This is a genomic window from Flavitalea flava, from assembly GCF_054461575.1.
Genome location: NZ_JBTLQH010000012.1, coordinates 130,224 through 153,700, shown reverse-complemented (window position 1 = coordinate 153,700; position 23,477 = coordinate 130,224). Strand labels below are relative to the sequence as shown.

Sequence of the window (23,477 nt, the reverse complement as noted above, 5' to 3'; positions counted from 1 at the left end):
ATTTTCGGATGAACATTTCCGACCCATGGGTCTTGTCCTCGGAATTGGTGCCACGTAAGATCTCGTCAATCAATACCAGTGCGGGCCCGCCGCTTTGAAGCCGGTGTATGATCACCTGTAGCTTTTTTAATTCAGCCATAAAATACGAAGTATGTTCCTGCAGCGAATCACTGACCCTGAGTGAAGAAAGGATATGCATGGGCGTGAAGGTAAACCCCTCTGCGCAAACGGGTGCGCCGCATTGGGCCAATAAAAGATTCACGCCTACTGTTCTCAGAAAGGTGGTCTTTCCTGACATATTGGAGCCCGTGACAAGGATCAGTTGATTATTGCGTCCGATAGTAAAATCATTCGGCACTCTTTCCCCTGAAGGGATGAGCGGATGCGCCAATTCTGTCGCTTCGATAAACAAATGTTTATCCTGAACGGGTTTGGGGAAATGATAGCCGGGGTTGTTAAAAGCGAAAGTCGCCAGGGAGTTAAGACATTCGATCTGGCCTACCGCCTCGATCCATGAGGGAAAAAGCGCTCTGTTTTTTTCTTTCCACTTTTCCAGGGATAACATACACTGAAGATCGTACAACAGGATACTGTTCAGGAAAATATTGACCAGTATATTTAATCGCTGGTCGAAAAAGGATGCCAGTTTTGAAAATTGGCGAATGGCCAGATGGGCTTTACCGGTATTTACCTGTAATTTTTGCAGGAGAGCAGAAGATTCCGGGTTGATCGAATTAAATACCCGGAGGATCGATGCGTATTGCTCAAGGACGGCCTGTTTCCGGCCGATCAGCAAATGTTGTTGGGAACTATATTTAATAAAGCTGCCTGTAATAATCCAACTGATAAGGATGCCGGCAAAAAGGGGCGCATAATTGTCGGTAATCAGGTAAAATAGGATTCCCATGACATTAAAAAAAGGCAATAACCATCGCAGGATCAGCAGCCATTTTTTTTTGAGCAACAAACTGGCAGTTTCCAGCCAACTGACTACGCTGTATAGGTTTCCTTTCTCTTCCTGGTTGATGAGCCCGTTGGCAAGGATGTTTTGACGCCCGTCTGCCTGATCAGCCAGGACTTTAACAGCTTCCTGGTAACGCAGGATCGGTTCCGGGGATAAAACAGGTTGTTTGAGCATGTTCCCCAAGGTCTCCAGACCATGACTGGTAGCGGTCCGGTTCAGCAGATGAAAAAGGGATCGTTTGCCAAAGATATCCAGATCGTCCAGATAGTTTTCAGACGAAAGCATATCCTGCCCATCGCTAAATCCATTTAATTCATGATTAAGGACATTTTGCTCATTACTATTAATATATAAGAGCTTTTCCAGCAAAGATTTTCGGTCTTTTAACCGGAAAGCCAGGTTGACCAGTCCGATAAAGGTTCCGAACAGGGCAATAACGCCAATCAATGCCGGGTAAGAAAAATCCCGGATCAGGTAAAAAAGGGTAATGGCGAAGGCTGAAAAAGCAGTCAATCTCAGCAAGGAGATGAGATTCATTCTTTTTTGAATTGAGCGGATCTGTTCCGAATAGGTAACAATCTTTTCTTCATAAAAGCCATGAACGGTTGTCATTTTCTGCATGGGAATTGAATTAAAACAAATGCCACCGAAAAGGTGGCACTTAATTATATAGTAAAAAAGTAATATTATTTACATGATATCCATTGCCTTCACAAAAAATGTGCAAACGAAAGGCAGGATAAGGGTCAGATATTCAAATTTTAAGGCGACAGCAGCTATAAATGCGGCTGTTGAAAGGAAAAACAGGAGCCAATATATTCCGGTATGTTTCTTTTGCTGTTCCATACGTTAAAAATTTGTGCGAAAATAAGGCAAAACTAGTAATGAACCAAAGAGAAAAACAGGTTCGTGCTCTCAATTTCGAGGATTACCTTTGCGTTCTTTAAGTCTTGCCTGTTATTATATAAATCTGGAACAAAATAGAATGTAAGTGTGACATATTCGGAATATTTATTATAAATTAGCTGCATAATGTAAAAAATACACATTAAGCGGTTGCCTAGTGAAACGAAAGACTAAAACAGCCCATTGCCAGATGAACAGGAAGATGAAAATAGAGTTTTATCTAAGGTTTAGCACCCGGAAGGGTCAAAATTTGTATATATCCGGGAATACAGCCGCATTGGGAAATGATGACCCAACCAAGGCATTTCCCATGCAATACCGGGATAAGGAATTCTGGCAATGCAGCCTGGAACTGGAGATGGATGAACAATCAGCCAATCAACTCCGGTACTATTATATTTTGCGTAATGTAGATGGCTCCAGCACTATTGAATGGGGTGAGGACCGGGAACTGGATTTTCGTGGGATTGATAAGGAAGAGATTCAGCTTATTGACACCTGGAATCATGCGGGGGAATTTGAAAATGTATTTTTTACGTCACCATTTCGTCAGATCCTGCTTCCGCATGCTTTGGGGCAGGCAAACGAAAAGAGCAAACACAGAAGCTCTTTTACCCATATCTTTAAAGTTAAGGCCCCCTTATTAAAAAAAGACGAGATCCTTTGTTTGACGGGGAATGGCAAAGCCTTAAAGGACTGGGATACGATTTCCCCGCTGCTTATGGTACAGGAGGGAAATTGGTGGACTTCCCGGTTGGCCATTCCAAAAGAATCCTTTCCCATAGAATACAAATATGGGGTCTTTGATCAAAAAACGGGAAAATTCATCCGGTATGAAGAAGGCGGCAATCGCCTTTTATATGGAGACGCCAGGAAGAACAAAGTCAATATCCAACACGATGGTTTTGCCCATTTACCCAATAACAGCTGGAAGGGCGCCGGAGTGGCAATTCCGGTGTTCAGCCTAAGAAGTAAAAAATCTTTTGGGGTAGGAGAGTTCACAGATATAAAATTGTTGGTCGACTGGGCCCGTAAATCCGGGTTTAAATTGATACAGATCCTGCCGGTCAATGACACCACGGCTAATAACACCTGGCAGGATTCTTATCCTTATGCGGCTATTTCAGCGTTTGCCTTGCATCCTATCTATCTGAACCTGGAAAAATGCGCCGGCAGGAAATATGCGGAACTGATCAAACCCCTGCGAAAAAAACAAAAGGAGTTAAATGACCTGCCTGATGTGGATTATGAGCAGGTCATGAAGATAAAATCTGTAACCGTTAAGGAATTGTATGAATTGCAAAAGGATGAATTCACGAAACAACCCGGATACAGGCAATTTTTTGAACAGAACCGGCACTGGCTCGTTTCTTATGCTGCATTTTGTTGTTTGCGGGATGAAGAAGGAACACCCGATTTTAATCAATGGGCTGCTTTTAAGGAATATGACAAGGAAACGATAGAAATGTATGCCTCCCCGGGATCTGAACATTATGATTCGATCGCGCTTCATTATTTCATTCAATATCATTTACATCTTCAATTAAGGGATGCCGCTGATTACGCACATGAACGCGGCATAATAGTAAAAGGGGATATCCCTATTGGGGTTTATCGTTACAGTTGTGATGCCTGGATGGCCCCCCGCCTCTTCCATATGGAACAGCAGGCTGGCGCCCCTCCTGATGATTTTGCCATCAAAGGGCAGAACTGGGGGTTTCCTACCTATAATTGGGAGGAGATGGAAAAGGACGGGTTTGCCTGGTGGAAACAACGTTTTGAACAAATGAGTAATTATTTCGATGCCTTCCGGATCGATCATATCCTTGGGTTTTTCCGCATCTGGAGCATTCCTATGCAGGCAGTCCAAGGGATATTAGGGCATTTTGTTCCTGCCATTCCGGTTCAGCGGGGAGAATTTAATGACAGACATATCTGGTTCGACTACGAACGATATACCCGGCCATTCATTAATGAGGCTGTTCTGTGGGAAATTTTTGAAAAGGATTCGGAGTATATTAAAGAGGAATACCTGGATGTGTTGGATAATGGGTTCTTTATCCTCCGTGAAGCTTATAATACGCAGCGTAAAGTGGAATACCATTTTGCAGGGCTTGAAAAGAGCCCTTCCAACGACCGGATACAATCCGGGTTAGCAGATCTGATCTCCAATATCATCCTGTTGGAGGTAGAAGGATCTGGTGAGCAGCAATTTCATTTCAGGATCGCCATGGAAAATACTTCCTCCTTTCGTTACCTGGATTGGTCTGTGCAGCAACAATTGAAGGAGCTCTATCTCGATTATTTTTTTTCCCGGCAGGATCTTGCCTGGAAAAAAGAAGCCCTGCATAAATTACCGGCACTGAAAAGGGCAACAAATATGCTGGTTTGCGGAGAAGATCTCGGGATGGTCCCTCATTGTGTCCCGGATGTTATGAAACAACTGGGGATTCTTAGTTTAGAAATTCAGCGCATGCCCAAAAACCCTGGGGAGGAATTTTCTCATCCCGGAAGAGCACCGTATCTTTCTGTGGTTGCTCCTTCTACGCATGATATGAGTACGATCCGCGGATGGTGGGAAGAGGACAGAGTGCTTATACAAAAATTCTTCAACCAGGAATTGGAACAATGGGGAGAAGCTCCTTTTTTCTGCGAACCCTGGATCAATAAGGCCATCGTATTACAACATCTGCATTCACCCGCCTTATGGAGCATTTTTCAATTACAGGATATTTTGGGAATGAGCGAACATTTTCGAAGGGAAAACCCGCACGATGAACGGATCAATGTCCCGGCTAATGCGCATCATTATTGGAGATACCGGATTCATCTCAACCTGGAAGAACTGATAAAAGAAAAAGAATTCAATGAGGAATTACAAGGATATATAGGGAGCAGCGGGAGATAAAGAAGAACTGCTGGCTTCAAGCTACAAATTGCAAACTAACAGCTACAAGCTTCAAGCTGTTAGCTATAAGCTTAAATTTTTGCGAATAACTGTACATGCTGATTACTACCGGTTTTGTCAATGACCTTCAGAAAATAATTCCCGCTCTTTAATGCTGATATAGCGATGGATTCCTGATTAATCCCGGCAGACAATTGTTGTTGGTGGGCAGCAACCAATACACCGGCAAGGTTAAAGATCTGAACGGTCACCTGGTCAGCGGAAGAACTGGAAATGGTATAATTGATTACAGCACTGGCCGGATTGGGGAATACTTTTATTTTAGGGGAAACGGCAGTATTCATAAGACTGATCCATTTGGAATACCGGAAGTACCCGTCGCCATCAACTTCACGCAGGCGGTAATAGTTGGAGCCACTTAACAAACGGGTATCTGTATATGAATAACTAAAATGATGTGCATTATTTATACCTGTTACCATTCCGATTGAATCGAAATTCCTACCGTCACCTGATCTTTCGATCACAAACCATTTGATATTCGTTTCATTTTCGATGATCCAGGTAAGCTGGCCGTTATTATCATTTACCTCACCGGTAAAACCCATGATCAGGGAAGGTGCAATATTCGAATTCGAACTTACGCTTTGAGCGGCTGCTTTATTGATCCCGGTAATAATAAGGAGGGCGAAAAAAGCAACGAGTAAAAGATTTCTTTTAAAACAAAAAGTGTAATTAGGGTTCATGAGGTTCGGCATTTTTGGTGATGCCAGTATACTTTAAAAAGGGTGCCGGTTTTTAACCCCTTGATCCTAAAAAGGGTAGGATTTATTTTCTTATACCAAAATTCCCTGAACGGGAATATTTTTCTCATTTCTGCAAAAAAGTACGGAAATATACCATTGAAATAGTAATTCCCGCAGCAAAACCGACCCGAAAAGCCTCTTTCCCCGATTCGCCGAATAAACATAATCCTTAAATTTGTGCCTCCATGAATTGTACCTATTATTCCTACAACCTGGCTTTTCGACATCCATTTACCATTTCCAGCGGAACAAAGACCCATCAGCCTACCCTGGTCGTTGAACTGGAATACCGCGGGATAAAAGGATATGGGGAAGCTCCTGCCATAACCTATTATCATATTCCGATAGAAAAAATGATCGGGGACCTGGAAGCCAAAAAGAAATTCATAGAGAATTTTGCATTTACCGATCCACAGCGGTACTGGCATTATTTGCATCATTTGCTTCCTCACAATTCCTTCCTTGTCTGTGCATTGGACCTGGCGGCCTGGGATCTTTTCGGCAAGATCCGGCAAAAACCGCTGTACCAATTATGGGGGCTGGATGGAGCCAAAGGACCAATGACCGATTACACGATCGGCATCGATAGTATAGACAAGATGGTAGCGAAAATGAAGGAGAAACCCTGGCCAATCTATAAGGTTAAACTGGGTGGGTCCGAAGATATGGAAGCTGATGTCCGGATAATGAAGGCTTTGCGCAAAGAGGCAAATTCCAACGCACTTTTCAGGGTGGATGCCAATGCCGGCTGGACCGTGGAGGAGGCCCTGGTTAAAATCCCCTTACTCAAAGATCTGGGGGTTGAATTCGTAGAGCAGCCCCTGGCCAGGGACAATTGGGAAGGAATGAAAATCTTATTTGAACAATCTTCTTTACCGCTGATAGCCGATGAATCCTGCGTTCATGAACAGGACGTGGAAAAATGTCAGGGGCATTTTCATGGCATCAATATAAAACTGACAAAATGCAGCGGTCTCACTCCTGCCCGAAGGATGATCGATGCGGCAAGACAGGCGGGAATGAAAGTAATGGTAGGAAGTATGAATGAAAGCACGATCGGCAGTGCAGCCATTGCTCATCTGTTGCCGCTACTTGATTATGTGGATATGGATGGCCCATTGCTGCTGAAAGAAGACCTGGCAACCGGTCTCCATTATGATCAGGGTAAAATTACTATTCCCGCTACAGCAGGCCTGGGAATTGAATTTGCGGGTATATTTCCAAAAGACTGATCCCGCCGGCTGCTGACTAATAATTCTGCAGAAAGTAGTCGGATCAATTCACCACATTAACAAATTCACCACAATAGTAAATTCCTCTCAGTAACAATTATGTGTATAACTAACATTTAAAAATAATAGCAAAATTCAAAGAATCTGTTTAACTTTCCTTTAACATCCGGAATTGATCGATCGTTTTGACCGGATTACCAGATCAACAGTTTATCGCAACCATTGGACCAACTTGCTGCTATACGAGAAATTCAGGAACGCATTGCTTTATATGAAGATATGAAAGCCTATGGGCGGCTATATGATCTTTTCTATGACGGCCTGCATCGGTTTTCCTACTCTTTTGTCAAATCGGTCGAAGTTGCCGAAGAGATCGTTTCAGACGTTTTTATTAAGGTATGGGAGATCCGTAATAAGCTGTTGGAGATTGATAACATAAGGGTCTACCTTTTTACCATCGCCAGGAACTTCTCCCTTAACTATATCACCAAACATTATAAAAACACCATCATCAGTCTGGATACGGTTGACGTAGAGCCTGTCCTTGCCCTGAACGGACCTGCCGAGCTCTGTATCTCTGCAGATATGGTCAGACAAATCAGGCTGGTAATAGACCAGCTTCCACCAAAATGTAAGCTGATTTTTCAACTCGTCAAAGAAGAAGGATTAGCCTATAAGGAAGTCGCTGCCATAATGGATATATCTCCGCTGACGGTGCGAAATCAATTAGCCATAGCCATCCGTAAGATCGGTGAAACTCTGCCCGCCTACCTGCAGCCAAACTTTGCCCTTTCCAATAAGTTTTCTTCTTCCTGATCTTTTCCTGATTTCAATTTCCCTCCTCCTTTTTTCCTTACCCCGTCAAAAAAAAATTAAATCTTTTGGTACATCGGCAATATGAATCTTGTCTATAGGGCATAGACCGTAATTATGCAGGAAGATCGATTTTGGCTGCTCGTAAGTTTGAAATTGTCCGGGGAAGCGACTCCGGAGGAGTTGTCGGAATTGGATGCTCTTCTACAGGCATCTCCGGAAATGGGGCTAAAACTGGATATGCTCAATAATATCTGGCGGGAAAAACATCCTGGCCTATCTGTCAGAAAGGAAGAGGCACTGAATAAACACCTTTTAAGATTAAGCAATCATTTTGCCAAACCGGCCTTGCAATATGAAACGATAAGCGAGGTAGAGGAACTGGTCTTTCCGGAAGACCCGGTTAGGCTGATACCCAAAAAACGCTGGTTATGGACAACTATCGGGGCGGCAGCTGCAATTATCGGTTTGGTGGTGTTGTTTAGCCTGGATGGCAGCATTAAAGAAAAGAAAGAAATAGCCCAAAACACGGTAAGTACCAAACCGGGTTCCAAATCCAAGATACAATTGCCGGATGGGACCCAGGTATGGTTGAATGCAGATAGCCGTATAACCTATAATGAAAACTTTCAGGGAGCTGGCAATTCACGGGAAGTCCAGCTAACCGGTGAAGCCTATTTCGATGTGGCCAAAGACAAAGACCACCCGTTTATCATCCATACCTCTTCTATAGATGTTAATGTACTGGGAACCAGCCTGAATATACGGTCCTACACGAATGAAAAAAATACGGAAACCGTGCTCATCCGTGGTTCCATTGAGGTCACTCTTCGGAATCACCCGGATAAGAAGATAATTCTGAAACCCAATGAAAAATTGGTCGTTAAAAATGAGAAGGCAGTTGTCTCCAGTGCATTAGCCAAAACCGACCAGAAGGAGGAAGATGGCAAAAAACCCATCATGATAGTGGGAAAAGTGCATTTTCAAAAAAAGGATAGTACCGCTTCTGAGGTGATGTGGGTAAAAAACAAACTGGTATTTGACGGTGAAAGCCTGGAAGAGGTGGTCCTTAAAATCGAACGCTGGTATAATGTAAAAGTGCGGATCACCGATGAAAGTCTGAAAAGCACGCAGTACAGCGGAGTATTTGAAGATGAAAGTCTTAAACAGGTTATGGAAGCCTTACGGTTAACGGGTAATTTCAGATACCTGATCAATAAAAAGGAAGTTATAATAAAACTATAGCTCTCAACGAATTAACACACCGACGATCATTTTTATCACCAAAACTGCTTGTATATGAAAAAAGTCACATGAATTTTTGCCTATAAAAAAAGCGGAAGATGATTGCTGCATCCTCCGCCTGTGTAACGAAAAATACCGCTCAGGTCTGAGCAGATCCTCATTAAATCAACTCTAAGTTATGAAAAAATCCGGTAGCGGCCTATCGCGAGATAGGAACCGTGTAATCATCAAACACCTGCTGATGACGAAGCTTGCTATTTTACTTGTTTTTATCCTGTCCACGCAGGCCTATGCCAATGGTTTCGGACAGGATAATATCAGTCTGAAACTGGAAAAAACGCCCTTAAAAAAGGTATTTAAAGCCATTGAGGCTCAAGGCGTTTTCCGTTTCGTTTACCGGGACGCTATTTTGCCAAAGGATCAATCCATCAACATCAAAGTTAAACATGCCTATCTGGAGGATGTTTTGAAGAAAGTTTTGGAAAACACGGATCTTTCGTATTACCGGTTAAGCGAAAATCTCATCGTCATCACCCGGGAAACGGTTGCTGAGAACCAGAAAACTCTGATGGCCGTGAAGTTAACCGGTAGAGTTACCAATGATAAAGGCGAACCGCTGAGCGGCGTCAGCGTTATGGAAAAAGGAACGAATAATGGAACCATCACCAAAGAGGACGGATCCTATTCGCTTGAAGTGACTAACCCAAATGCCACTCTTGTATTTAGTTATGTTGGTTTTGGCATCAAAGAATTTTATGTCAAAGGACGGTCAACGCTTGACGTAAAATTCCAGTCTGCAGATAATTCCTTGAAGGATATAGTAATTGTGGGATATGCAACCCAGAAGAAAGTAACGGTAACGGGAGCTGTTGCCGTCGTAAAAGGGGCGGAGTTAGAAAGGTCACCAGCAGTTAACCTTTCGAATTCTCTGGCTGGTCGTCTGCCTGGCGTCATAGCGATACAAAGCAGCGGTGAACCTGGATACGATGGGTCAAAAATCCAGATCCGGGGAACGAATACAATCGGTAACAATGATGCCCTTATTGTCGTTGATGGTATAACCGATCGTACCGGCGGCATCGATCGTTTAAACGGGTCCGATATTGATAATGTATCCATTTTAAAAGATGCCTCTGCGGCTATTTATGGGGTCAGGGGTGCCAATGGGGTTATCCTGGTTACGACTAAACATGGCAAGGTCGGTAAACCACAGGTAACCTATGAATTCAACCAGGGTTGGGCACAACCAACCCGGATACCCAAATTGGCGAATGGTCCTGAATATGCAGAGATCAACAATGAACTGTCCCTGTTTAATAATTTACCGGCTAACCAATGGGATGCCGGATGGTCTGCCTTTAAACAAACGGGGAGTTATACCCGCACAGATAATTCTGTGGTGGTGAATGCCCCTTATTCCCCGGATTATATCAAACAAACGGCGGCGGGGACCGATCCCTGGGGTCATCCGAATACCGATTGGTTTAAAGGTGCTTTAAAGACCTGGTCTCCCCAGTCCCGTCATAATATTCAAATCAGCACCGGGTCGGAAAATGTCCGGATATTTGCTTCTCTGGGCTACGTGAGCCAGGACGGGTACTATAAAAATTCCGCAACCGGTTATAAACAATACGATTTTCGCACGAACATCGACGCAAAGGTCAACAAATGGGTCAATGCCAGTATTGGACTGGCTATCCGGGAAGAATACCGGTTCTATCCCACCCAAAGTGCAGGATCCATTTTCCGGATGCTGATGCGCGGCAAACCTACGGAACCAGAAATATGGCCGAATGGCATGCCGGGTCCTGATATTGAGAATGGTCAGAATCCTGTCGTCATCACGACCAATCAAACAGGATATGACAAACAGAAAAAAGATTATTTCCAATCCAATGGAAAAGTGGAAATCACCAATCCCTGGGTCGCCGGTTTAAAATTGACTTTATCCGGAGCCGTGGATAAATTGAATACCTGGGGAAAAAGATGGGAGACTCCCTGGTATCTGTATTTCTGGGATCATGCAACCTATGAGGCTGATGGCAAAACTCCGCTGCTGACTAAATCGGTCCGCTCCACATTTACCGATCCAAGGCTTACGCAAATGGATGAGAACCAGCTCAACACCAATCTCACCGGATTGCTCAGTTACGATCATACCATTGGTGATCATACCTTCAATTTATTGGTTGGTACGACCAAAGAAGTGGTAAATGATGACGGTTTTAATGCCTTCAGCCGGTATTTTATTTCCCCTGCCGTTGATCAGCTTTTTGCAGGCGGTTCCGATCAGCAAAAAGCCGGTGGCGCAGGTTACCAGCGTGCCCGGCAAAGTTATTTTGGCAGGATTGGGTACAATTACCAGGAAAAATATATCGCAGAATTCTTATGGCGCAGGGATGGTTCCTATATTTTTCCCCAGGAAAAACGTTTCGGCTTTTTCCCCGGTATTCTGGCGGGCTGGAATATTTCGAAGGAAAACTTTTTTAAATCCGCCGCACCATTCGTAAACTACCTGAAATTACGGGCTTCCTATGGCCAGATGGGTAGCGATCAGGTTTATTACAATGGCTCCTTACAGGAATACGCCTTCGCCAATCTATATAATTTTGGCTCCTATGTGATCAATAACCAGGTATTAAAAACGCTTTTGGAGACGGTGGTACCCAATCAGAATTTTACCTGGGAAATCGGCCGGAATACCAATATCGGTTTGGAAGGAAATTTGTTCAATAGCAAGGTCAACTTTGAATTGAATTATTTTTACAATAAACGTTCGAATATGCTGATCCATGCGGGCTCTGTTCCCGGAAGTTCCGGTATCAGCAGTCTTTTGCCTCCTATCAATGCGGGCAAATTGGAAAATAAGGGATTTGAGTTTCTGTTCGGGTATAAAGGAGATATAGCTAACGGACTCAAGTTCTCTATCAGTGTGAATGGAGGTTATGCCAAGAACAAGATCTTATATATTGATGAACCTACAGGAGCGCCAGCCTGGCAGAAAGCCACCGGACATTCTTTTGGCAGCAATGGCGCCAATTTCCTGGCTTACCAATATGATGGTGTCTTTAAGGACCAAAAGGAAATTGATGCCAGCACAGTGGATTATTCTTCTTTAGCTGGTACCCTACGGCCCGGAGATATGAAGTTCAGGGATGTCAATAAAGATGGCAAGATCAATGGAGATGACCAGGTAAGATTGGATAAAAACCGTGATCCGATATTTAGCGGCGGTCTTAATGCCGGCTTGGAGTATAAGGGTTTTGATCTTTATCTTCTTTTCCAGGGAGCAACGGGCGGATTGCTTTATTTCGGTACGGAATCGGGTGATATCGGCAACTATTTGCAATATAGCTACGATCATCGTTGGTCCGTAGATCATCCCAGCAGCACGGATCCGCGTCTGGCCAACAGAGGCGACACTTATTATACAGGCGGCGGTGCCGGCAATAACACTTATTTCCTGCGCAACAGCGATTATATCCGCCTGAAGAATATCGAACTGGGCTATAACCTGAATTCCAGAATAGCCAGTCGGCTCGGCATCACGAATTTCCGTATTTATGCCAATGCCCTTAACCTGATAACCTGGGATAAAATGAAGATTTGGGATCCTGAATCCACCAGCGGCAATGGCCAGTATTATCCACAGGCGAGAGTTATTAACACAGGTATTAAAGTGACATTTTGATGGACCACCTGTCCATCGGCCGAAGGCCCATCATTGACATTGTTTTAGCCGAAGGGCTATATTGTCAAAAAAGACCTTCGGTAAAACAAAAAAAATTGAAGTTTATGAAAAATTTTAAATACATATATTTATTGCCGGCAGGTCTGCTCCTTTTTTCCTGCAATAAAGATTATTTGAATACAAAATCCCAGACTACGGTCGCGGCAGATGCTACCTGGAAGGATGGAGCGCTTGCCCAAGCTTTTGTAAATGGCATCTATTATTCGATTGATTATACTCAAAATCCCCCCAATGGAGTAAATGAAGGGCTGGGTAACGGAGGTTTTGACGAGCAAATGCTGGCAGCCCTTTCGGATGAAGCGGTGTTTACGCATGCCGGGCGGGGGATCAATACCGTCAATGAAGGCACACTGAACCCTTCCAATATCGGGTGGACCAATAATACCTATGAATGGAAGAGCATGTATGATAAGATCAGGACGGCTAATGTGGCCCTGGAGAAACTGCCAACTGCCACTTTTGAGGATTCGGTTTTGAAAAACCGCCTATTGGGAGAAGCCCATTTTATGCGCGCCTATTATTATCAGCAACTGGTCCGGTATTATGGCGGCGTTCCCCTGGTTGGTAAAACCTATGACCTGAACCAGGATTATACCATCGCGAGGAGCACCTATGATCAGTGTGTTACCTTTATTCTGGCGGACTGCGATACGGCTATTTCCCTTTTGTCCGGAAAAACCATGCCGAAAGGTCGTGCCTCCGTGAATGCGGCCCTGGCAATCAAATCACGCGTACTATTGTATGCAGCCAGTGATCTGCACGATATACCAACTGCAAAAGGGGTTTCAAGCACGATCTCGGGTTTTGCCAATCCTGAGTTATTGGGCTATGTTTCCGGAGATCGCACCACCCGGTGGCAGGCAGCAAAAGATGCCGCCTGGGCGGTAATATCTACAGCAGGAGGAGGATATAAACTGGATCTTGTAGCTCCTGCTAGCTCTGCTGATGCCCAAAAGAATTATCTGTCTATCGCTATGGGTGGGGGAAGTAAAAGTCCGGATATAGACCAGTCCGCCGGCTCCGAACTGATCTTCGAAAGGGATTTTACGCCTAATAAGGATGAATATGCCGGGATGTATGTAGGATTGGCCAACGGCCCCAATGGATATCATAACTGGGCGGGGAATGCTCCCATACAGGAATTGGTGGACGATTATGAAATGATGGATGGAACTAAATTCAGCTGGTCGGTTCCCGCACAAAAAGCTGCCCCGTACGTTAACCGTGATCCCCGTTTTTATGCAACCATCATGTATGATGGCGCCGGTTGGAAACCGCGTGATAAAATATCCGGAAATGTCGATCCCGTTAATCAGATCCAAACTGGTCAGTACGAAACGGCCCCAGGCAAAACTGTTCCCGGCCTGGATACCCGTCAAAGTGCCATAGAGAACTGGAACGGCAGTTGGACTGGTTATTATATGAAAAAATTTATCGATCCGGATCCTAATATCGTCGACAACACAACCCGCCAATACATTCCCTGGCCATTTTTCCGGTATACGGAAGCCGTATTGAACTATGCCGAGGCATGTATCGAATTAGGACAGGAATCGGACGCTAAAATTTGGCTGAACAAGATCCGTTTCCGCGCGGGTATGCCGGCCATTACCGAATCAGGAGATGCCTTGAGACAGCGTTACCGGAATGAGCGCAGGATCGAAATGGTCTATGAAGAACAACGGTACCATGATGCCCGCCGCTGGATGATAGCACCGGCAGCATTCGGACGAAAATTGGTATATATTAGTGTGGCCGGTACCCTGAAACCAGCTGCATTGGCACCTTCGCCTTACCGGCATGACGAAACATTGTATAATTATACCTATAGCCCGGTAGAGGACAATAGTCTGGAAAACAGACAGTGGGTGGATAAAATGTACTTCCTTCCTTTAAGCAGGGATGAGGTGAACAAAAACAGTAAACTGGTCCAGAATCCGGGGTATTAATGGTGCCATGCTCCTATATAAAATTTGTCGCATGTCCCCATTAATACTCAATGCGTTGCGGAACAGCCAAGGATGGTGCCATGCGTCGCGACCGAAGGAGGGCCTTCGGTACTACCCTTTGTGAAAAAAACGAATTTAGAAAAACCTATAAATCTATGCCGTGATGTAAAACCGGCATAGATTTTTTCCATTTGTATTCCGTCAACTGACAGGTAAAAACATTTCAATCAGTACGCCATTGCCACTCTCTATTTCCAGTTTGTCCAGAATAGGCCTTTCCTGCCTGCCGGTACTCGGTATATTGTTCCTCTCCGAATGCCGGAATTCCGGTGCAAAGGCAAACGATGCTACGGATTCTTCAGGTACCGCCGGGATAACAGTTCCTGCCGATTCCAATGCCCTGTTTTCTTTACTTTCCCCGGAACAAACGCATGTGCTGTTCAGCAATAATCTGAACGAAGGGTTAAACACTAATGTACTGCTGTATGAATATTTCTATAATGGGGGAGGAGTCGCAATAGGTGATTTTAACGGAGATGGATTACAGGATATTTATTTCTCCGGAAATATGACGGAAAATAAACTCTTTCTGAACAAAGGAAAATTAAAATTTGAAGATATTACGGCCGTAGCAGGAGTTTCCGGAAGACCTGGGCCCTGGAAAACAGGAGTCTCTGTGGCAGATATCAACGGGGATGGCCGTCCGGATATATATGTTTGTTATTCGGGCAAATTGCCTGGCCCAAAAAGGATTAAACAATTATTCATCAATGATGGGAATGATGCAGCGGGTATTCCGCATTTCAGTGAACAGGCAGCACAATATGGCCTTGCGGATTCATCTTACAGCACGCAAGCCTACTTTTTTGATTATGACCATGATGGAGACCTGGATATGTTTTTGCTGAATCACAATCCCAATTCCCTTCCGGTATTGAATGAGGTCAGCACCAATGCTATCCTCAAGACTCCAAACCCGCAATGCGGGGTACGGTTATTCCGCAATGACAAAGGGCATTTCCATGATGTGACGGAACAGTCCGGTCTCAGCAGTTCTTCCCTGACCTATGGCCTTGGGGCAGGTATTGCCGATATCAATGGCGATGGATGGCCGGATATCTACATTTCCAACGATTATACGGTGCCCGATTATTATTATATCAATAACCATAACGGCACTTTTACCGATAAGCTCCAGGCTTCTTTTGGTCATATTTCCCAATTCTCGATGGGAAATAATATTGCCGATATCAATAACGACGCGTTACCGGATATCATGACCCTGGACATGCTTCCTGAAGACAACCGCCGGCAAAAATTATTATTTGCGCCCGATAATTATGAAAAATTCGACCTGAATCTCCGGTCCGGTTTTTATTATCAATACATGCGCAATATGCTGCAGTTAAATAATGGGAACGGGACTTTCAGCGAGATAGGTCAACTGGCAGGTATTTCCAATACGGACTGGAGCTGGGCGCCTTTGTGGGCTGATTTTGATAATGATGGTTGGAAAGATCTTTTTGTGACCAATGGATATGTGCGGGATTATACCAATATGGATTTCATTAAATACATGGAGGCTTACCGGGAAAGTAAAGGACGTATGAAACGCGAAGATGTGCTGGATATAGTGGCACATATGCCTTCTTCCAATGTAACCAGCTATCTTTTCCGCAACAACGGAGACCTGAGTTTTACCAATATGGGTATACGTTGGGGGATAAGGCTGCCTTCCAACAGCAATGGAGCGGTCTGGGCAGATCTTGATAATGACGGGGACCTCGACCTGGTGACAAATAATACCAACCAGGCCGCTTTTGTATATGAGAACCATGCCGACCGGTTATCAAAGAATCATTATTTGCAGATAAAACTCGAAGGAGCCGGGAAAAATACAGAAGGGATCGGGGCTAAACTGATCTTGTACGATAAAGGGAAAAAACAATACCTCGAGCAGATGCCCGCCCAGGGTTACCAATCCTGCGTATCACCCGTCCTTCACTTTGGACTAGGGCAGGAATCTGTCATCGATACTTTATGTGTGATTTGGTCAGGAGGCAAAAAACAACTGCTGACCCAGGTCCGGGCAGATCAGCTGTTAACGCTGAAGGAGAGAGAGGCAACAACCCCGGACGGCAAGCAGGCGAGGGTATCCCCCCTATTTGGGGAGATCGTATCCCCATTAGCCTTTCGCCAGCCGGTTAAAGCGATCAATGATTTTAAAAGACAGCCCCAATTGATCAATCCGTTATCCTATTCCGGACCTTGCCTGGTAAAAGGGGATGTGAACGGAGATGGGCTGGAGGATATTTATGCGGGTGCGGGGAGCGGGCAGGCAGGCACCCTTTATCTTCAGCAAAAAAACGGAACATTCCTAAAGAAGCCGGAAATTTCCTTTGAAGAGGATAGCCTGCAAGAGGATGCCGATGCCGTATTTTTTGACGCCAACGGAGATGGTCATATGGACCTCTATGTTGCCAGCGGGGGGTATCATAATTATTTACCTGAAGATGCCTTGCTGAATGACCGGTTATACCTTGGGGATGGAAAAGGAAATTTCAAAAGAAGCCCTGGTGCTTTACCGGAAATGCGGGTAAGCAAAAGCTGCGTTCGGGTGGCAGATATCAATGGAGATGGCCTGCCGGATCTTTTCGTGGGCGGGAGGTCCATTCCGGGTTCTTATCCCCAAACACCTTCCAGTTTCCTGCTTTTAAATGACGGAAAAGGGCATTTTACCGATCAGATTTCCTTGATCGCGCCGGATTTGCAAAAAGCCGGAATGGTAACGGATGCTGCCTGGATCGATCTGAACGGGGACAAACGACCCGACCTGGTGCTGGTAGGCGAGTGGATGCCCATCACTGTGTTTATCAGCGACAAAGGGAAATTAAGTAATAAAACCAGGGATTATTTTGACAGATCTTTTGGGGGATGGTGGAATAAACTATTGGTGGGAGATTTCGACCAGGATGGAAGACCGGACCTGGTTGTCGGCAACCTGGGCCTGAATTCCCAGTGCAAGGCCGATGTTCAGCATCCCGCTGAATTGTATTATAAAGATTTTGACGGGAATGGCACGGTTGATCCGATACTTTGTTTTTACATAAAAGACACCAGCTATCCTTTTATGTCAAGGGATGAATTGCTGCAACAGGTCGGCAATATGAGCAAACGTTTTCCGGATTATCAGAGTTACGCAAAGGCCCGGATAACGAATATTTTCAAGGAAGAGGAATTAAAAGGAACAATCCGCCTTCAGGCAGACTGCCTGAAAACTTCCTTTTTCTCAAGAGGAGCGGACGGAAGGTTCCATGAAAAAGAATTGCCGTTGCAGGTGCAATTTTCACCTGTATTTACCATTACGGCACTTGATTATGATAAGGATGGTAACCAGGACTTGTTATTATGCGGGAATATTAATCATGCCAGACTACGTTTTGGTAAACAGGATGCCAATTATGGCGTTTTGCTTAAAGGGGATGGCAAAGGGAATTTTAGTTATATCGATCAGTTACATTCCGGTTTCCATTTAAAAGGAGATGTCAGGTCTGTGCTCCTTTTTGATAAAACCCTGCTGTTCGGGATAAACCAGGACTCCTTGCGGGCATACCGGGCCAAATAACAATTATTTTTTATTTTCCGTTAAAATAGATGTTATTTTGACAGTTGCAAGATATTCCAACTGTGGATTATCCCCATTCGACCTGTTAACGACAATTGTCATTCAACTATGATTGTAATAGAAGCTGAGGCTACGCTCGCGTCCGCTGTGATTGAAAAATTTAAAACCCTGTTTGCAGAAGAACCGCTGGTTGTAAGATCTCCGGGAAGGGTTAACCTGATTGGAGAACACACCGATTATAATAAGGGTTTTGTATTACCTGCCGCTATCAATAAGGCCATTTATATGGCCATTTCCCCCAGGGAGGATTCGTTGCTCCAAATTGTGTCACATGATTTGGATATCCGGTACGATGGGGATACGAAAAAGATCCTGCCTTCTGCCCTCCAATGGCCTGACTATATTCTCGGTGTTATCCGGCAACTGCAGGATAACGGGCATGTCATCGGAGGATTTAATTGCGTATTTGGGGGCGATATCCCCTTGGGTGCCGGGATGTCTTCTTCCGCTGCCCTGGAATGCGCAACGGCCTTTGCCCTGAATGAACTTTTTGGATTGGGACTGGATACCCTGGCTATGGTAAAGTTGGCCCAAAAGGCTGAAAATGAGTTTGTAGGGGTAAAATGCGGCATCATGGACCAGTTTGCCAGTATGTTCGGCCGGAAACAGCAGGTAATCAGACTGGATTGTCAATCACTGGATTTTGAATATGTTCCTTTTAATATGGATGGGATCAGGATCGTCCTGCTGGATACGAATGTCAAACACTCTTTAGCATCTTCCGAGTATAATACCAGGCGGCTGCAATGTGAGAAGGGGGTAGAACTTATTCACCTATATCATCCCGAAGTGAAAAGCCTGCGGGATGTGACACCGGAAATGCTGGATCAATATGTAGCTCCTGCCGATCCGCTGATTTTCAAACGATGTCAGTATGTAGTAGAGGAAAACCTCCGTTTGCTGGCCGCCTGTGAAGATCTCCGGAAAGGGGACATCCTTTCTTTCGGAAGCCGCATGTTTTTATCTCATGAAGGATTGAGTCTTAAATATGAAGTCAGCTGTCCTGAATCTGATTTCCTGGTGGATGCTGTCAGGAACAACGTGGGCGTTCTGGGAGCGCGGATGATGGGAGGAGGATTTGGAGGATGCACGATCAACCTGGTGAAAGAAGACGCTATTCAGGAATTAGTGGCAGAAACGACTAACGCCTATGCCCGGGCCATGAACAAGGAATTAAAGGTGTATATAGGGCAGATTGAAAACGGCACTTCCCGGTTTAACGGGTAGAGACATTACATTGGATTAGGTTTTTCCTTCCTTCTATATTTTCATCAATCAATTATAATATGCCATATGAACAAAATTTATCTTTCCTCCCTTCTGGCAGTAGCCTGCTTTATCATGAGCTGCGGCAACGGTAATGAAAAGCCTGTCCCTGTTACCGATTCCATTTCTACCCGTCCTCTAACAATCCGGCTGCCTGACAGTAATGCTTTCAAGGCTACGGTGGATGGGAAAGCTACCGCCCTTTATGTCCTCAGGAATAAACAGGGAATGGAGACGGCGATAACTAATTATGGAGCCCGTGTAGTAAGTCTGTTGGTGCCTGACAAAAATGGAACTATAACGGATGTCGTAGTGGGCTATGACAGTATTAGCCGTTATATCCTTCAGCCGGAGGCCTATTTCGGTGCTATTGTTGGCCGATACGGCAACCGTATTGCAGGGGGGAAATTTAAACTGGAAGGGAAGGAATATACGTTGGCGGTCAATAATGGCGTCAACCATTTGCATGGAGGAAAAAAAGGTTTTGCAGCCGGGGTATGGGATGCGAAACAACCCAATGGTCAGGCATTGGAATTATCTTATTTTTCTAAAGATGGGGAAGAAGGTTATCCCGGCAATCTTCAGGTAAAAGTTACTTATACGTTGACGGATAGCAATGAATTGAAGATCGACTATCTGGCAACCACTGATCGACCCACCGTATTGAATCTTACCAATCATTCCTATTTTAACCTCAATGGCCAGGGCAGCGGAACCATCAATGATCATCTGTTGCAGCTTAATGCAGATAATTATACACCTGTTGATTCTACACTGATTCCGACAGGCAAAGTAGATCCGGTTGCCGGCACTCCTTTTGATTTCCGCCAACCAACTGCTATAGGTTCCAGGATCGGAGCGGATAATATTCAATTGAAATACGGCAAGGGATATGACCATAATTTTGTGCTGAATCCTGTCAAAGGAAGTGGTTTGAATAGGGCTGCTACTATACTTGGGGATCAAAGTGGAATTTATATGGAAGTGTTTACCCTTGAACCGGGCGTTCAATTCTATGGAGGGAACTTCATGGCAGGAACCAATCCGATAAAGGGGGGCAAAAAAGATGATTTCCGGACGGCCTTTTGTCTGGAAACCCAGCATTACCCCAATTCACCGAACCAGGCATCTTTTCCTTCAACGGTATTAACTCCGGGGAAACAATATCAAACAACGACGGTATATAAATTTTCTGTAAAAAAATAGACTTTTTTCTTATCAGTGAAGGCGGTTATATTTTTTCAAGATGCGGATCACGGCTTCCCGGGGCAAACCATGCACCGTATTGCCATTGATGCCAACAAGGGTTTTACCGGCGAACAAAGCATTGACAATCGCTTCCTCTGTAGCCTGGATGGTCGCCGAGAATAAAGCATTGATCTGGTCGTTCGCCAGGGTGGTTACCTGTTTCTCTTCCGTATTGCTGAAGGCATTTTTGTTAGCCGTGGAAAAAGCGATGAAAATGTCTCCGGAGCCATTCCCGCCAATTCCACCTGTTCGTGTGATGCCAAGCGGTATACGTTGAGCCAGTCTTTTCAATTGTCCGGGTAACAGTGGCGCATCTGTCGCCAAAACGACAATAATGGATCCGGTTTCATCCCTGGGAATGGATTGCGCGATGCCGAAGGATTGTTGATCGATAATATAGGCTAAGGTATCAGACAATTCTTTCCCAACCGGAACTCCGGCGATGGTTAGTTGCGTGCGGGTGCCATGATTACACTGTACCAAAATCCCGACGGTATAACCGCCAGCACTTTTGCCCAGAACTCTGGAAGCCGTACCAATCCCTCCTTTAAAATTATAACACATCATTCCAGTCCCGCCTCCGACACCGCCTTCTTCGACCGTTCCGGACCGGGCACTGTCCAAAGCTGAAAAGACATCCTCTTTCTTTACATGGTGACCGTTGATATCGTTAAAAATTCCATCATAAGTTTCTGCTACGACCGGGTAGGCATACCAATAATTTTTATAAAAGGTATTATAGTAATGCCGGTCATCCATCCATTCCCAGACCGCATCCCGAACAAGTCCAACGCTTCCCGTGTTGGTGATGAGGATAGGTGTCTCCAAAAAACCGGATTCTGTAATCCAATGAGTACCCGTCATGTCTCCATTACCATTTAAAGTATACCAATTTGCATATACGGGATCAAAAGTTTTTCCCCTGGGCAGGATAGCCGTCACCCCTGTTCTAACCGGTCCTTTTCCTTTTACCAAAGGACCTTCACCGCTGATCAGTGTAGTTTGCCCAACCGTTACACCAGCCACATCTGTGATCGCATTAAATTTGCCAGGCATTCCATCGAATGGTACGCCAAGATCTCTCGCCCTCTGGGTGCCTCCTTTTGCTGAAGGACTTCCGGAGAAAAGCTCCTTGTATTGTGCAGGTTTCTGCGCAACTCCCTGTTGAACGGAGAGTTGACCTAACAGAAGCAAGGCTATTACTGGTTTGCGCAGCAGATTGGAAGATCTTTTTACCATATATTCCTGTTGTGTAAGGATGCTGTTTTTAGGATACAACCTATTGCTGTGTATGGGCGTCTGCGATCAACAGGGCTTCAGAGATTATAACAAGCCCTTCATCAACCTGCTGTCGGGTAATGCATAGCGGCGGGGCGATAAAAACATAATTCCATCGCACAAAGGCGTACATGCCCAATTCTTTTAATTTTCCGGCTACCTGGTTCATCACGATCATTTCTTCCGGTTTGGCATTGTAAGGCGCCATAGGTTCCTTCGTTAGCCGGCTCTTCACCAGTTCGATACATCCAAGCAGACCGGTATTCCTGAAATCCCCGATGCAGGGGTGCCGTTGTTGAAGCAGGGCAACCTGTTGCTCCATATACAGACCCATGGCTGCCGCATTTTCAATCAGCCTGTCATCTTCATAGATCTTCAATACCTCCAATCCTGCAGCACAGGAAACAGGATGAGCGGAATAGGTAAGACCCAGCCATAGGGTTTTGTCGTTAAAATAATCTGCAATTTTATCCGTGACGATCAGGGCGCCTAAAGGTAAATACCCCGCCGTTATCCCTTTGGCAGTGGCAATCATATCGGGAACTATTCCATGCAATTCGGAGGCGAACCATTTACCTGTTCTCCCAAACCCGCTCATCACCTCGTCAACAATCAACAGGATACCGAATTTATCACATAATGCCCTTATTTTGATAAGATAATCGGGCGGATATTTGATACAGCCGGAAGTCCCGCTTTCTCCCTCCATGATTAAAGCGGCAATATTCTCCGGTCCTTCGAATTCAATAATTCTTTCTACATGCGAGACACATTCCCGGCTGCAGGTGCTCATTTCTCTTCCCCAGGGACAGCGATAACAATAGGGGTCTTCAACATGTATGATATTAGGAACCTGCTGAGCATCGTTTGGCAGTTTCCTGGGATCTCCGCCGGCTGTCATGGCTCCATAGGAAGCACCGTGAAAAGCACGGTAGCGGGCAATGATCTTGTGACGCCCCGAGTACAAGCGGGCCAGTTTAATAGCGTTATCGATAGCGGATGCTCCGCAAACGGTGAATAAGGTTTTTTTCAGATTGCCGGGTGTTATGGATGCCAGCTTTTTCCCCAATTCCCCCCGCGCCCTGGTCACGCAACCCGGAGTAACATAACTAACCTCCTGCATTTGCCGGACCACGGCATCCGTCACCCGCTGATCTCCATGACCGATATTCACATTAATCAACCCGGAAGAAAAATCGATATATCGTTTGCCATCATAATCATACAGATAAACTCCTTTTGCGGATTGAACGGCGATGGGAGCGATCCCCTTTTGTTTACTCCAGGAGAAAAGGGTATAGTCGAGATTGTCCTGTATGATGTCACCCCCCAGCCCCCTGAAGGGGGAGTTTGGTAACACGGAGAGTTTATCATTGGCTTCACTCATTTCAAATAATTTGTAATCTGGATATTTTTTTTTTAATTT

The 23,477-nt window shown here is 45.0% G+C and carries 14 protein-coding genes; 9 read left to right on the top strand and 5 right to left on the bottom strand.

The window, feature by feature from the left end:
* Together ACX0G9_RS13740 and ACX0G9_RS13735 are read right to left on the bottom strand one after the other, a co-directional pair.
* Window positions 1-1,585: MutS-related protein (locus ACX0G9_RS13740; RefSeq protein ID WP_459065493.1), on the bottom strand; the 1,585-nt coding region annotated here is incomplete at its 3' end.
* 69 nt (window positions 1,586-1,654) lie between these two features.
* The gene (locus ACX0G9_RS13735; RefSeq protein WP_459065492.1) at window positions 1,655-1,810 is read right to left on the bottom strand and encodes a hypothetical protein; all 156 of its coding nucleotides are present in this window, start codon (window positions 1,808-1,810) and stop codon (window positions 1,655-1,657) included.
* A gap of 250 nt (window positions 1,811-2,060) precedes the next feature.
* Here ACX0G9_RS13735 and ACX0G9_RS13730 point away from each other — a divergent pair, with 250 nt between their 5' ends.
* Window positions 2,061-4,778, top strand: a complete 2,718-nt coding sequence (locus tag ACX0G9_RS13730) for a 4-alpha-glucanotransferase (RefSeq protein WP_459065491.1) — start codon at window positions 2,061-2,063, stop codon at window positions 4,776-4,778.
* A gap of 71 nt (window positions 4,779-4,849) precedes the next feature.
* Here the strand turns inward: ACX0G9_RS13730 and ACX0G9_RS13725 are convergent, their stop codons facing one another.
* Window positions 4,850-5,524, bottom strand: coding sequence for a T9SS type A sorting domain-containing protein (locus tag ACX0G9_RS13725; RefSeq protein WP_459065490.1), 675 nt, complete (start codon window positions 5,522-5,524; stop codon window positions 4,850-4,852).
* Window positions 5,525-5,769: 245 nt separating this feature from the next.
* On the opposite strand from ACX0G9_RS13725, the gene ACX0G9_RS13720 reads away from it, so the two are divergent.
* From ACX0G9_RS13720 to ACX0G9_RS13685, 8 genes are all read left to right on the top strand, one after another.
* Window positions 5,770-6,816 (top strand): mandelate racemase/muconate lactonizing enzyme family protein, encoded by a 1,047-nt coding sequence (locus ACX0G9_RS13720; protein ID WP_459065489.1) that lies wholly within the window; start codon window positions 5,770-5,772, stop codon window positions 6,814-6,816.
* Between the two features lie 279 nt (window positions 6,817-7,095).
* Window positions 7,096-7,632, top strand: coding sequence for an RNA polymerase sigma-70 factor (locus tag ACX0G9_RS13715; RefSeq protein WP_459065488.1), 537 nt, complete (start codon window positions 7,096-7,098; stop codon window positions 7,630-7,632).
* 114 nt (window positions 7,633-7,746) lie between these two features.
* Window positions 7,747-8,874 carry a FecR family protein gene (locus ACX0G9_RS13710; RefSeq protein WP_459065487.1) on the top strand — a complete coding sequence of 376 codons (1,128 nt, stop codon included), beginning with the start codon at window positions 7,747-7,749 and terminating at the stop codon, window positions 8,872-8,874.
* Window positions 8,875-9,115: 241 nt separating this feature from the next.
* Complete coding sequence (locus ACX0G9_RS13705) at window positions 9,116-12,565, top strand: TonB-dependent receptor (RefSeq protein WP_459065486.1); 3,450 nt, start codon at window positions 9,116-9,118, stop codon at window positions 12,563-12,565.
* A 104-nt stretch (window positions 12,566-12,669) separates the two neighbouring features.
* Entirely contained in the window at window positions 12,670-14,574 is a 1,905-nt protein-coding gene (locus tag ACX0G9_RS13700) for a RagB/SusD family nutrient uptake outer membrane protein (protein WP_459065485.1), read from the top strand.
* A gap of 238 nt (window positions 14,575-14,812) precedes the next feature.
* Window positions 14,813-18,199 carry a VCBS repeat-containing protein gene (locus ACX0G9_RS13695; RefSeq protein ID WP_459065484.1) on the top strand — a complete coding sequence of 1,129 codons (3,387 nt, stop codon included), beginning with the start codon at window positions 14,813-14,815 and terminating at the stop codon, window positions 18,197-18,199.
* 108 nt (window positions 18,200-18,307) lie between these two features.
* Entirely contained in the window at window positions 18,308-19,486 is a 1,179-nt protein-coding gene (galK, locus tag ACX0G9_RS13690; protein WP_459065483.1) for a galactokinase, read from the top strand.
* Between the two features lie 66 nt (window positions 19,487-19,552).
* Window positions 19,553-20,731 carry an aldose epimerase family protein gene (locus ACX0G9_RS13685; RefSeq protein WP_459065482.1) on the top strand — a complete coding sequence of 393 codons (1,179 nt, stop codon included), beginning with the start codon at window positions 19,553-19,555 and terminating at the stop codon, window positions 20,729-20,731.
* A gap of 12 nt (window positions 20,732-20,743) precedes the next feature.
* Here the strand turns inward: ACX0G9_RS13685 and ACX0G9_RS13680 are convergent, their stop codons facing one another.
* Together ACX0G9_RS13680 and ACX0G9_RS13675 are read right to left on the bottom strand one after the other, a co-directional pair.
* A complete protein-coding gene (locus tag ACX0G9_RS13680; RefSeq protein ID WP_459065481.1) occupies window positions 20,744-22,012 on the bottom strand; it encodes a DmpA family aminopeptidase in 1,269 nt (422 codons plus the stop codon).
* A 40-nt stretch (window positions 22,013-22,052) separates the two neighbouring features.
* Window positions 22,053-23,438 (bottom strand): aminotransferase class III-fold pyridoxal phosphate-dependent enzyme, encoded by a 1,386-nt coding sequence (locus ACX0G9_RS13675; protein ID WP_459065480.1) that lies wholly within the window; start codon window positions 23,436-23,438, stop codon window positions 22,053-22,055.
* Window positions 23,439-23,477: the final 39 nt, after the last annotated feature.